The following is an 11,775-nucleotide window of genomic DNA, read 5'->3' on the forward strand; positions in this document are numbered from 1 at the left end:
AAGGCGCGGTGGTGCCCCTGTCGGCAGGCATCGATGTAGCGGGGTGCCACTGTGTCGCGGTGCGACCGCTGGCTCCTTCGCAAGTCGTGACCGAATTTCATGCTCGGCTCGCCGGGCCGATTCGTCACCACTACGCGCCCGTGCCCTCGTAACGCCCCAGCTCAGAGTCCAACGAGTCCGGATCGCCGGGTGGAGATAGCCGCACCCGGAGCACCGTTCGGTGCGTGTGCGGGTCGGAACCGGATGGGGACGGCATCCCAGGTGGGCTGGGACGGCGCTGGCCGGCAGATATCCCTTGCCCTTCGACCTGGAAGGCCAGGCGGTGCCCGTCAGCCGACCAGGCCATGGTGGCCCTCCCGACTGCTCGACGTGGTACCGGTCGGCCCGTCCCGGGAGGCCGTTGCACGAGCCGGGATTCCGGCTGAACTACGACCCCTCGCGGCGCAGCACGCAGAGGTCGTCGGTGATGGCGCGGAGCAGGCGCAGCCCGCTGAAGGGGGCGATGTCGACGACGAGGGTCTGCCGCGAGATCATCACCTGTGTCCGGTCGGCGAGCTGGTCACCCGGGCGTCCTGAGCAGCGGCAACAGCTGGTTCCCCTGACGCTCGATCTCCTGCAGATAGGGCGTGTCCGACAGGACGAAGTGGGTGATCCCCAGTTCGGCGTACCGGCGCAGGGATTTCGCGACATCCGCCGCCGAGCCGACCAGCCAGGTCGTGCCGGCGCCCTCGCCGCCGATCCGACCCGGCGCGGTGTAGAGGTTGTCGTCCAGGACCTCACCGCGCGTCTGCAGGTCGAGCAGGCGCCGCTGGCCGACGGCATCGAAGCGGCCGCGGCCTTCGGGAAGGTCATCCTGACGGGCAGCCAGGTCGGCGACCTTGGCCTCGGCGTCGGCCCAGGCCTGCGTGGTGGTGTCCCGGACGACGGTGGTGACACGCAGCCCGAACTCCAGCGGCGGGTGCTCGCGGCCCAGCTTCTCGCTCAGCTCCCGCAGGCGCGCGATGCGTTCGGCGATGCCGTCGAGCGGCTCACCCCAGAAGAGCTGGACGTCCGCCTCCGCGGCCGCGACCTGCTCTGCCGCGGCGGAGGCCCCGCCGAAGTAGAGCTTCGGGTGGGGCCGGCCCGGGCGCGCCTGGACCCGGGAACCGAGGGTCGAGCCGGTCACCTGGAAGTGCTCGCCGCGGTGGGTGACGTCCTGTTCGGTCCACAGCCGGCGGACCAGTCGCATGAACTCGCCGGTGCGGGCGTAGCGCTGCGCCTGGCCCGCCTCGCTGTCGCCGTACGCCGCGAGCTCGTCCCGGCCCGAGACGATGTTGACCCGCACCCGCCCGCCCGACAGGTGGTCGAGGGTCGCCGCAGCGGCGGCGAAGTGCGCCGGGCCCCAGTAGCCGGGACGCACGGCGATGAGCGGCTCGAAGCTGGCCGTACGCGCCACCAGGGCCGTGGCGACGGTGAAGGTGTCCGGCCGGCTCCATCCGGCGCCGAGCAGCGCTCCCCGCCAGCCGTGCCGCTCGATCGCGACGGCCTGCCGGGTCAGCGTGTCGAGACTGTTGTGGCCCGCCACCGTGTCGTCGCCGCGGTGCCCGGGCCGTCCTTCGTTGGGGATGTACCAGAGGAACTCCGCCTCGGTCATCCGCGGTCTCCCGCCTGCACCTCGACCGACAGCTCGGGTGCCGGTCCCCCGCTCGGAGCGTGGACCAGCGAACCGGTAATCGTCTGGGGGTTCGTGAACAGGGCAAGGAGCGGGCACTCCGCCTCGACGGTCTGGTAGAGAATCTCGATCTCCTCGACCGTGGCCGGGGAGGTGATGGAGGCCTGGTAGGTGATGTTGTGCGGTTCCCGGGGCACATCCTCGAAGCCGGGCCGGCCGGCCCGGGGTTCCAGCTGGCCCTCGACCTCCACCCTGATCTCGTCGAGCGGTATGTCCAGGCGGGCGGCGACGATCTCGAAGACGTGGGTCAGGCAGCTGGCGAACACGCCGAGGACGAGCTCGGGTGAGCTGGGCCCGAGGTCGTCACCGGCGTAGTCAGGGGGCGAGTCGCTGAGGATCTGATGCTCACGGATCCGGATCCGCCGGACACCGCTGCGTCCGTCGGCGACCGACTGCGCCCGCAGCACCGCCGGACCCGACAAGGTGCCCGCGGCGATCGCGCCCTCGCGGGCCAGCACGGCCGCGCGCTTGTGGACGAGAAACTCCCGCAGGCCAGGGCGCGCGGCAGCTGAGGTGGACCCGTCCCGCGCGGTGCCGTGACTGCCGACGGTGCCGTGACTGCCGACGGTGACATGGCTGCCGCCGGTGACATGGCTGCCGACGGTGACATGGCTGCCGACGGTGACATGGCTGGCACGGTTGCCGTCACCCGGCGCCGTGCTGACCGTGGCGGGCTGCCGGGCGGCAAGACCGGGCTCGCCGGCCGTCGAGGTATCGGTCGTCGGCATGACGTTTCCCTCCAGGAACAGTGGTGCCCACATGCCACACCACGCGGCCGGGCGCACGCAACATCACGCCATGCTTCCGTAACACCCGAACAACAACCTGGCAGCGCCCCTGCCCGCCGTGGACCGGGGCAGAACCGTCCTCCTGACACTCCTGCACACCTGACCCCACCGACGCCGCCCGTCTCGCCAGCCTGACGGAAGAACTCCTGGCCGATCTCGACCACAGCTCAAGCACTCCGCGTTGACCGGAACGGCTGGCTGTGCAGACGGACGCCGGAGCTGCCCAGCGAAGGAGGAAGCTGGTCGGGAACCTGGCGATGATCATGACTGTCCGTACCCGCGAAGGCCCCTTCAGCCACGCTGTCCAGGCCACGGAGATCTAGCCAGGGTTCTCGAAGTCCGTGACAAGAGCGGCGTAGCGTCCACCCCGCACCAGCAGCTCGTCATGGGTGCCGATTTCGGTCACGCCGCCGGTGTCGACGACGACGATCCGGTCCGCGCCGCGTGCCGTCGACATCCGGTGGGCCACGACGAGCACGGCCCGGTCGGCCGTCGCCGCGATCACCGCGGCCTCCACGAGCTTCTCCGTTCCGGGGTCGAGCCCGGACGTGGCCTCGTCGAGCACGACGACGTCCGCACCGAGCAGGCACACGCGGGCGAGCGCGACGAGCTGCCGCTCGCCCGCCGACAGCAGCGACCCGCCCTCGCCGACCTGGGTGGCGAAACCGTCGAGCAGGCTGTCGAGCCAGCTGCCGGCGCCGACCGACGCCAGTGCCCCAGCCAGCTCGTCGTGGGTGGCGCCGGGTCGCACCGCCCGCAGGTTGTGCGCGAGCGTGCCGGTGGTCAGCTGGCCCTCCTGGGCGACCATCACGATCCGCGACCGCAGCGCGCGCCGGGTCACGTCCCGCAGGTCCACGCCGGCGTAATCGAAGGCGAGGAGCAGGTAGAGCACGAAGGCGCTGAGGGTGCCCACGCTCACCGCGTCCCGCGCGGCGAGGGCGCCGCCGACGCCCAGCACCGCCTACGTGAACGGCACGACTCCGAGTTGGACGGCGTCCTGCAGCGCGTCGACGTCGGCGGTCATCCGGGACACCAGTACCCCTGCCGGGGTGCGGTCGAAGTAGCGAACCGACATCGACATCACGTGGTCGACGGTGCGGCTTCGCAGCTCGCGCACGAACCACTCACCGATCCGTCCCACCAGCTCGACCTGCAGCCGGGAGAGCACCAGACCAGCCAGCGCCAGGCCCAGGTAGAGCAGGCCGGCGCGGGTGACCACACCGGTGTCGGGCCGGCCTTCCACCGGTCCTTCGTCGACGGCCACGTTTCCGGGTCAGTCCGGGGCTCCGAACTCGCGCACGGCACGGCCGATGCGGCGGTCAGGGACGATCCAGATCAGCGCGACGACGGTGTAGCAGCCGGTTGCGATAATGACGCCGACCTTGCCGTGGGTGTCCACGAACTGCGCGGACAGTATTCCGGCGAGATAGAACAGCGGCGAGATCCTGCCCTTGAGATCCCATCCGACGGCCCGCCTGAGCTCGGAGTCAGGGCCGTGCGCCCGGATGACCACCCCTTGGAGCACGGAGTAGGCGCAGGCCGCGGCCAGCAGGTTCACACCGAAGAGGACGACCGGGAAGCGCGCGTAGTCCGTCTCATCCATCCAGGCGGTCGTGAACGGGAACAGCGACAGGCAGAACAGCAGGCCGAGGTTCGCCCAGAGAACGCCACCGGTCACCCGGCGGGCCAACTGGAACATGTGGTGATGGTTGTTCCAGTAGATCCCGACATAGACGAAGCTGAGGAGATAGCTGAGCAGGCCCTTCCCCGTGCTGTGCCGCAGATCCGCGAACGTGTGCCCCTCGGGGACCTTCAGCTCGAGCACCATGATCGTGATGATGATGGCCAACACACCATCACTGAACGCCTCCAGACGACTGGTCCTCACCGGACCGCCCCGTCGACGCCGTGACCGACCACCGTCATGCGCGCAGCCGCACGCCTCACCCCTGTCCCCATGCCGTCATCAGACCATCCCCCGGCCAGGAGCCGCGGCGGTGGTGCATCGCGTTCTGCCGCCAGGTGGCCGACAGTCCGACCGGGCCGCGCCGATCGGGCGTCGTCGGCTGCTCCTCTCGTGCGGGGCGTCACCGGGTCGGGATAGCGTACGGAATCAGCCGTCGCTCCGACGGCCCTGGGCACCGGGCCGATGCCTGTCGCCCAGCCCGAGGTGAGGAGCGCACAGATGCTGCGTGTCGGCGACACCGCGCCGGACTTCGAGCTGCCAGACGAGACCAACACCCCTCGCAGGCTTTCCACCCTCCTGACCGACGGTCCGGTCGTCCTGTTCTTCTACCCGGCGGCGATGACCAGGGGCTGCACCGCGGAGAGCTGTCATTTCCGGGACCTCGCGGCGGAGTTCGCCGAGGTCGGCGCCCAGCGGGTCGGTATCAGCACGGACACCGTGGCCAAGCAGAAGAAGTTCGCCGACAAACACTCCTTCGACTATCCGCTGCTTTCGGACGCCGACGGCAGCGTGTCGCGCGCGTTTGGCGTGAAGCGGCCGATCGACCTGCTGCGGGTCAGGCGCGCCACCTTCGTGATCGGCACGGACCAGGTCGTCATCGAGGTCATCAGCAGTGAGCTGAACATGAACACGCACGCCGACAGGGCGCTNGCCGCGTTGGGCAGATAGGACGGCCGGCACGGTCCGTCGCCTGACGCACGGGCCCGACCGCCAGATGTGCCGCGTCCACCCGGGGTACTGATTCCAGGTTGCCCGGCGGCAACAGGCAGCCCGTCTGACCGCGGCGGCGGACAGATCGCCGACGACGGTGAGCGGGTCATGCAGACGCTTTCACGTGAGACCTGTCGTGATCGTCTCGACGCCCCGCACCGCGCCGGAGGAGACAGCGCCACCCGCTCACCTGGCCAGCCCGATAGCCGAGGGCTGGCCGGATGAACGCGGTCAGCCAGGCGTCAGCGCAACCCGTGGGAGAGCAGGGCGCCGTCCAGCACGTGGACCGTCAGGATGACGATGACGCCGGCCAGCACGGGCACCACCACGAGGCGTTCGACCCGCCCGTCGGTGCGGGGGACCAGGACGACCTCCATCCGCCAGTTCACCGGCCAGAGCAGGAGGCAGCCTCGGGGGGTCAGGCAGTCACCGATCAGGTGCGCAAGGCACCCCAGGACAACCGGGTAGGCGACGAAGCTCATGTCCAGGCCGTGCATCAGATAGACGGCGACCCCGGCCGTCACGCAGTCCTTCAGACCCGACCAGAACTCGTGCCCCTCGAAGTCCAGGCCGAGGCCGCGCAGCCCGAAGCCGACGAGGACGAACAGGGCCGCCCACCAGCCATACCGACAGTGGTCCGCCAACAGGCTCATCGCAACACCCATGGCGAGCGCGAAAAGCAGGGAATGGGTGGCGTGCCGATGGCCGCCGCTGGCCCGGCTCACCCATCGGCAGATCGTCCGAGAGACCGGGCCGAGGGTGTTCGCGATCCGGCCGTTGGGATGGTCGATGTCGGGCAGCAGGCCCGCACCCGCGGCCACCACCCCGCCGGCGATCACCTGATGGGACGACAACGACAGTGCGTAGGTCCCCAGCCAGTCCTCCCGGCCCAGGAAGGGCACGACGGCCAGCCAGAGCGCCGCACCGCTCAGCGCGTGCGTCCGCCCCATCACCGCTGACAAACCTCATTGATCGGCATTCGGCGGACTCTAGCCTGACGATTCCACCGGCCACACCGGGCATGCCCGGCCGGTCCGGGCTTCCGCCGTCAGGTTCAGGCAAGGGCCGGCCGGCGCCCACTCGACGAAACGTCGACCAGCAGGACCGATCATCGCGAAGGTCGGACCGGCGCTAGGGACAATCCGCGCCACACGTGTCAATCAGCAGGGGTGGCCAGCCACGCGCGCAGGTGGTCGCCGAGGTCGAGGCGGCGCGGTACCCGCACGAGCTCGGCCGGCGTGGAGACCACCCCGAACGCGCGTAGCCGTTCCGCGAGCAGATCCCAGTCCTGCGCCCCGCCGCTGCCCTCGACCGCGGCGAGGTCCGGCGGCAGCGGGTGGTCGAAGTCGGCCCAGTCCGGCAGCAGGACCATGTAGACCATGCGCGCGATCTCCTCGATCGTCAGCTCGGACCGGAGCGCGTCGGGGGTCCTGCCACCGCCCGACATGCCCCAGCCCCGGTCATCCAGGAGGGTGATCTCCCGGCCGTCCGACAGCTCCGCGAACTCGTGCACCGTGAAGAAGAGCCCGCTGGCGGTGTCGATGTGGCCCGCCGGTACTGGGGCCGGCGTCGCCACCAGCCCCGGAACCGCGGTCGGAGCCGGCACCACCCCCGGAGCCGGGACGAGCGCCGGGTCGAGCGGGCCACTGGTCACGGACCGACCGCCCCAGGTACCACTCTCGCCACCGGCTGCGTCGGTGGCGCCCGGCGGGCATCGACGGAGAGAAGGCATCGGGCCGGCCGAAGCGAGCTCGCACCACAGGCGGATTCCCACGACGACGGGGCTCACAGGACCATCATGGCAAGATCCTCGACCAGGGCAGGAATCCTGTTCTCAAGCACCTCGATGCGATCACCCCCCGCCCGCCCTGCGCAGACACGCGGCGCACTGGCTGACGCAGCGGGCGGCCTTCGCTTACCAGGCGAAGTGCTCGGGGGCCGTGCGGTAGCCCGGGAAAATCTCGTCCAGCCGGGCGAGCGCCTTCTCGTCCAGGTGGACGTCGAGCGCCCGGACCGCGTCGTCAAGGTGCTGCTGGATGCGCGGACCCACGATCGGCGCGGTGACGGCCGGCTGGTGCAGCAGCCAGGCGAGCGCGACGTCGCCGGGCTCGTGGCCAAGCTCGGCAGCGAAGTCCTCGTAGGCCTCGATCTGGGGGCGCCTGGCCTCCAGGGTCTGCGCGGCACGGCCTTCCAGGCGCCGTCTGCTCTCGCGCTCCTTGCGCAGCACGCCGCCCAGCAGCCCGCTCTGCAGCGGCGACCACGGCAGGAGGCCCACGCCGTAGTGCTGCGCGGCGGGCAGCACCTCCAGCTCGATCTCCCGGGTGAGGAGGTTGTAGATCGGCTGCTCGCTGACCAGGCCGAACGTCCCGCGCTGGGCTGCGGCGGCCTGCGCCTGGGCGATGTGCCAGCCCGCGAAGTTGCTGCTGCCGACGTAGAGGATCTTGCCGGCCGTGACGGCGACGTCGATGGCCTGCCAAATCTCATCCCACGGGGTATCACGGTCGACGTGATGGAACTGGTAAAGATCGATGTAGTCGGTCTGCAGGCGGCTCAGGCTCGCGTCGAGGGCACGGCGGATGTTGAGCGCCGACAGCTTGCCCTCGTTGGGCCACTCCCCCATCGCGCCGTAGACCTTGGTCGCCAGCACGGTGCGCTCCCGGCGCCCGCCGCCCTGCGCGAACCAGCGGCCGATGATCGACTCGGTATAGCCCCTGCCCTCACCGAGGCCCGACACGCCGGCCGAACGCAGGCCGTAGGCGTTGGCCGTGTCGAAGAAGTTGATGCCGTACCCGTGTGCCGACTCCATGATCTTATGGGAGTCGTCCTCGCTGGTCAGAGGGCCGAAGTTCATCGTGCCCAGGCACAGGCGCGAGACGGACAGACCGGAACGACCGAGCTGGGTGAACTGCATCGTGGGCGGAGTCCTCTCGGTGGGGGATCAGCCGACACCCACGCTCGGGCAGGCGGCATGCCGGCTTCATCGAGTCTGCACCTTCGAGCGTGCTCCAGGTCAAGCCGGCCGAGCACCACCCGCGCGGTCTCCTCACCGTCGCGGCGCGAACCGGCTGCCGTCGCGATCGAGGTCAGGCCGGGAGAAAAGATAGCCGGCGTTGGGAAACGTCGACGTCCAGCCACCACCATCGGTACCCGGCCGAGTGTTCCAGCCGACGTGGTCGGAGTGCAGGTGCGTGCAGATCGCCAGATCGACGTCGGCCACGCTGACGCCCGTGGCCGCGAGCAGGGCGGGACGGTCCCGGTGCACGGCACCCGCGACCCGGCCAAGGGCACCTTGCGGGGCATCCTGAACGAGATCGGCCTGACGATCGACGAACTCGGCCTATAACAGTCGCGCACCACGGGGGCGTGTCCTGAGCGATCGTCGTCAGGCTGCGAGCGGGACGTGCGCTCCTTGTCGATCAGATGCCGAGCCAGGTCAGTCGGGCATCAGGCTGGCAGCGACAGTCGCGCCAAGCTCCCAGCAGGTGTCGCGGGCGGTCGCGTCCACCTCGCCGAGGACCGTGAGCGGGTCACGCAGACGCTTCCATTTCAACCCCGTCGTGATGGTCTCGACCCCGCGGACCGCGCCGGTGGTGTCGGAGTTGCCGTGGACGTAGAGCGCGTACGGCCGACCGATCGTCGCTTCGAGGCACGGGTAGTAGATCTGGTCGCAGCACCGTTGCTAACGTAGGGTCAGGAATAATCGTCGAAGAGCGTCCTTGTCTGCGCTCCCGTAGAGCAGGAGACAGGAGAGCAGGAGACAGGAGAGCGGAGAGCGGATGCAGGCCGGCGAAGTCTGGTGGGTGGATTTCGACGAACGACGGCCGGTGGTGCTCCTCTCGGCTGAGGTCGCCGACACGTCCCGATTCCTGGCCATGCAGGTGGTCCCGCCCGCCGGCACCGAGATCGATGGCGTGGCCGCGGAGGTCGCGATTGGCGCTCCCGAAGGACTTCCCTTCGAAGGCGTCCTACGCGTCGCGTTTCCACGTCCGGGCGTCGTCCCCTGCACCTGGCTCCTTCCGGTGACGAGAGAGGACCTGGTCAAACGGGTCAGCACCCTGCCGGCGGCGAAACTCGCCGAAATCGAGGATCTTGTCCGCCTCGGTGGCCCGGCGTAGGCAGGTCACGGCTCTCGCCGACCCCACCGCTCAAGGCCCGGGGCGGGAGGGGCGCCTGTGACAGGCTCTCCGGCTACCTACGCATCAGAGTGGCAGCGGTGGTTGCGCCAAGCTCCCAGCAGGCTCCGCGGTCGGCCGCGTCCAGGTCGCCGATGACCGTGAGCGGGGTCGCGCAGGTGCTTCCATTTCAGTCCGGTCGTGATCCCGGACTGCGCCGGTGGTGTCGCTGTTTCCTTGCACATAGAGCGCGTAGGGGCGGCCGACCGTAGCATCCAGGCACGGATAGTGGATCTGGTCGCAGAACCACGCCGAACCCGGGCCACGAGAGCGTGACTCTTGGCAACATCACCGGTCTGCTCCCGCACGCCACCGATCTACCGCTTCGTATCACCGCGCAGGGCCGCGATGAACCAGTCAAAGACCGGGACCAGGCTCGGGCCTCGCCTACACGACCGACCTCGGCCTCGTCCGACGGACCGCGTCCACGGTGGAAATCGCCAACCCGATCTACCGCAACGTGATCACACGAGTTCTCGCCGACGGACTTTTGACGGCGTTGCCGGCGCACCGCAGCCACGTTCGTTTGTTCTCGCCGACGGCCGCCTGGACCTACCCGGACCACTCGAACGGTTCACCGAGTTCTGGCACCGGACCGAGGACGTCCTTGAGGCCGACGAGCCCTACCGCAAGGTGACCCCCCACGTCACGCTACTCGGATACCTCGACCGCGCCATGAACGGCAGCGGCTTCGTCGACCGCGAGTATGGCGTGGGCCGCGGCGCCATGGACTTGCTCATCCGCTGGAGCCATACAGGGCCCGACGGCAGATCTACGGTCCAGCGCGAGGCGCTGGAGGTCAAGACCCACCGCCCTGGACATGCCGATCCGACCCAGGCCGGCATCCGCCAGCTCGACAGCTGTCTACTCCGCCTCGTACTGACCACCGGCCACCTCGTGATCTTCGATCAGCGACCCGCCGTCGCTTTCAGGATCGGATAGTAGATCTGGTCGCAGAAATGTGCCGAACCCTGGTCAGGAAGAAGTCACTTTCGGCGACGGCTGGTCCGACCCGAAGGGTTCAGTGCGGTGACGCGCTGTCGTAGCTCATCGAAGAACACGACCTCGTAAGAAGGCCCCAGCTCCCGCGCCACGCGGATTGCCAGAGCGTAGCCTCGCTTGTTCCAGTCGGCCTGGACCTGTTCGCTCGGCCAGCTGTAGCCGTTGGCGATCAGTACGCGGGTGTAGTCGGCCGACCACAGGTCGAGCTCGTCACGCAGCACATCGGTCAGCGGCAGCTCCTCGGACGACGGCATCCCGCCTTCCTCGCTGACCCACAACGGAAAAGCGTAGTAATCGGCCATCACCTTCACCCGCCGCACAGCCATGTCTAATCATAATGCCAAGCTCAGTTATGAGCCCGTGAGACGCACACCGCCGAACGCTGCGACGTCAACGGCGGTCCGCCTGCCAGAAATATCTGCCTTCCGCCGCCCCGAGTCGCCGCTGCGGGCACCTACATCACAAGACTCGCCGCCGCTGTCGCACCGAGCTCCCAGCAGGCTTCCCGGGCGGCCGGGTCCAAGGCTCCGANGACGGTGACCGGATCACGCAGCCGCTTCCAGCGCAGGCCGGTCGCGATCGACTCCACAGCGTGGACGGCTCCTGTCGTATCGTTATTCCCGTGGACGTACAAGGCGTACGGACGACCAACCGTAGCGTCAAGACACGGATAGTAGACAGTGTCGAAGAAGTGCTTCAGCGCGCCGGACATGTAGCCGATGTTGGCGGGTGTCCCCAGCAGGTAGCCGTCAGCGGCGAGCACGTCGACCGCGGTGGCGGCCAGCGCCGGTCGTACCCGGACATCCACCCCCTCGATGGCCTCGTCCCCGGCGCCGGCGAGGACCGCCTCCAGCATCGCCTGCATGGTCGGTGAGGGCGTGTGGTGAACGACGAGGAGAGTCGGCATCGTGACGATGCTAGGAGCCGCGGCAGGCGCCACGGCATGCGGTGACGTCGGTCGGTGGTCGGTGGTCGGTCGCGGTGTCGTCGGTCGCTGGGCGGCGGCGGNGGTCCGCAGCGAGCCGGGCCGTCGGTGGTCGGCCGGCCTAGTAGACCGTCGCTGTTTAGTTCTGGGGTGTGGCAGGCTGGTGTTGGCAGATCTTCCTCGTCCCCTCTGCCGGTCAGGACAAGTCATGCCGTCACAGAAGAAGCGGCCGGTCACCTTGACCGCGGCCGATCGTGAAGCGTTGGTTCGGGTCACCACCACGGGTGTGCATCCGGCCTCGATGATCAGGCGGGCGCAGGTGCTGCTCGCGTTGGACACCTCGACCGGCGAGGTTGATCCTGTCGAGGTGATCGCGGCACGGCTGGGTGTCTCGGGTGAGACGCTGCGGCTGGTCGCCAAGCGGTTCGCCGAGACCAGCGGCGACATCTGGGCCACGGTCGGGCGCAGGCAGCGGGAACAGCCCCCGGTGCCCTCGCCGG

The 11,775-nt window shown here is 69.3% G+C and carries 14 protein-coding genes and 4 pseudogenes; 5 read left to right on the plus strand and 13 right to left on the minus strand.

The window, feature by feature from the left end; genetic code table 11:
• Positions 1-559: 559 nt before the first annotated feature.
• From UK82_RS29195 to UK82_RS29215, 5 genes are all read right to left on the minus strand, one after another.
• Positions 560-1,633, minus strand: coding sequence for an LLM class flavin-dependent oxidoreductase (locus UK82_RS29195; protein ID WP_055410595.1), 1,074 nt, complete (start codon positions 1,631-1,633; stop codon positions 560-562).
• On the minus strand, positions 1,630-2,439 hold the full coding sequence (locus UK82_RS29200; RefSeq protein WP_236706582.1) for an OsmC family protein: 810 nt from the start codon (positions 2,437-2,439) through the stop codon (positions 1,630-1,632). The genes UK82_RS29195 and UK82_RS29200 overlap by 4 nt, the downstream gene beginning before the upstream one ends.
• A gap of 379 nt (positions 2,440-2,818) precedes the next feature.
• Positions 2,819-3,457: an ATP-binding cassette domain-containing protein gene (locus tag UK82_RS29205; protein ID WP_055410597.1), complete on the minus strand. Its 639-nt coding sequence runs from the start codon at positions 3,455-3,457 to the stop codon at positions 2,819-2,821.
• A gap of 3 nt (positions 3,458-3,460) precedes the next feature.
• Positions 3,461-3,742: an ABC transporter transmembrane domain-containing protein gene (locus UK82_RS40935; RefSeq protein WP_236706583.1), complete on the minus strand. Its 282-nt coding sequence runs from the start codon at positions 3,740-3,742 to the stop codon at positions 3,461-3,463.
• A 30-nt stretch (positions 3,743-3,772) separates the two neighbouring features.
• Positions 3,773-4,387 carry a TMEM175 family protein gene (locus UK82_RS29215; RefSeq protein WP_044884132.1) on the minus strand — a complete coding sequence of 205 codons (615 nt, stop codon included), beginning with the start codon at positions 4,385-4,387 and terminating at the stop codon, positions 3,773-3,775.
• 297 nt (positions 4,388-4,684) lie between these two features.
• Between UK82_RS29215 and UK82_RS29220 the strand changes: the two genes are divergently transcribed.
• The coding region (locus UK82_RS29220; RefSeq protein WP_304438076.1) for a peroxiredoxin at positions 4,685-5,115 on the plus strand (431 nt) is incomplete at its 3' end.
• A gap of 303 nt (positions 5,116-5,418) precedes the next feature.
• Here UK82_RS29220 and UK82_RS29225 read toward each other — a convergent pair.
• The 4 genes from UK82_RS29225 to UK82_RS33370 form a co-directional block, all read right to left on the minus strand.
• Positions 5,419-6,126 carry a metal-dependent hydrolase gene (locus UK82_RS29225; protein WP_055410601.1) on the minus strand — a complete coding sequence of 236 codons (708 nt, stop codon included), beginning with the start codon at positions 6,124-6,126 and terminating at the stop codon, positions 5,419-5,421.
• 206 nt (positions 6,127-6,332) lie between these two features.
• Positions 6,333-6,830 carry a hypothetical protein gene (locus UK82_RS29230; RefSeq protein ID WP_236706585.1) on the minus strand — a complete coding sequence of 166 codons (498 nt, stop codon included), beginning with the start codon at positions 6,828-6,830 and terminating at the stop codon, positions 6,333-6,335.
• 261 nt (positions 6,831-7,091) lie between these two features.
• Positions 7,092-8,087 (minus strand): aldo/keto reductase, encoded by a 996-nt coding sequence (locus UK82_RS29235; RefSeq protein ID WP_044888554.1) that lies wholly within the window; start codon positions 8,085-8,087, stop codon positions 7,092-7,094.
• 132 nt (positions 8,088-8,219) lie between these two features.
• Positions 8,220-8,393, minus strand: a complete 174-nt coding sequence (locus UK82_RS33370) for a hypothetical protein (protein ID WP_236706588.1) — start codon at positions 8,391-8,393, stop codon at positions 8,220-8,222.
• Between UK82_RS33370 and UK82_RS34265 the strand changes: the two genes are divergently transcribed.
• Both UK82_RS34265 and UK82_RS29240 read left to right on the plus strand, forming a co-directional pair.
• Positions 8,361-8,519, plus strand: a complete 159-nt coding sequence (locus tag UK82_RS34265; RefSeq protein WP_157867018.1) for a type II toxin-antitoxin system HicA family toxin — start codon at positions 8,361-8,363, stop codon at positions 8,517-8,519. The genes UK82_RS33370 and UK82_RS34265 overlap by 33 nt on opposite strands.
• 433 nt (positions 8,520-8,952) lie before the next feature.
• Positions 8,953-9,291: a type II toxin-antitoxin system PemK/MazF family toxin gene (locus UK82_RS29240; RefSeq protein ID WP_044888556.1), complete on the plus strand. Its 339-nt coding sequence runs from the start codon at positions 8,953-8,955 to the stop codon at positions 9,289-9,291.
• 73 nt (positions 9,292-9,364) lie between these two features.
• Here UK82_RS29240 and UK82_RS40940 read toward each other — a convergent pair.
• Positions 9,365-9,594, minus strand: a pseudogene (locus tag UK82_RS40940) (flavodoxin); the annotation flags it as partial.
• 387 nt (positions 9,595-9,981) lie between these two features.
• Here UK82_RS40940 and UK82_RS29245 point away from each other — a divergent pair.
• Entirely contained in the window at positions 9,982-10,290 is a 309-nt protein-coding gene (locus UK82_RS29245; RefSeq protein ID WP_052681616.1) for a hypothetical protein, read from the plus strand.
• A gap of 44 nt (positions 10,291-10,334) precedes the next feature.
• On the opposite strand, the gene UK82_RS29250 is transcribed toward UK82_RS29245, so the two are convergent.
• From UK82_RS29250 to UK82_RS29255, 3 genes and pseudogenes are all read right to left on the minus strand, one after another.
• Positions 10,335-10,676, minus strand: coding sequence for a hypothetical protein (locus UK82_RS29250; RefSeq protein ID WP_055410604.1), 342 nt, complete (start codon positions 10,674-10,676; stop codon positions 10,335-10,337).
• Between the two features lie 128 nt (positions 10,677-10,804).
• Positions 10,805-10,881, minus strand: a pseudogene (locus UK82_RS40945) (flavodoxin); the annotation flags it as partial.
• A 1-nt stretch (position 10,882) separates the two neighbouring features.
• Positions 10,883-11,266 (minus strand): annotated as a pseudogene (locus UK82_RS29255) (flavodoxin family protein); the annotation flags it as partial.
• 217 nt (positions 11,267-11,483) lie between these two features.
• Here UK82_RS29255 and UK82_RS29260 point away from each other — a divergent pair.
• Positions 11,484-11,775: pseudogene (locus UK82_RS29260) on the plus strand (helix-turn-helix domain-containing protein); the annotation flags it as partial.

This window comes from Frankia sp. ACN1ag (genome assembly GCF_001414035.1).
In the GTDB taxonomy this organism is placed as follows: domain Bacteria; phylum Actinomycetota; class Actinomycetes; order Frankiales; family Frankiaceae; genus Frankia; species Frankia torreyi.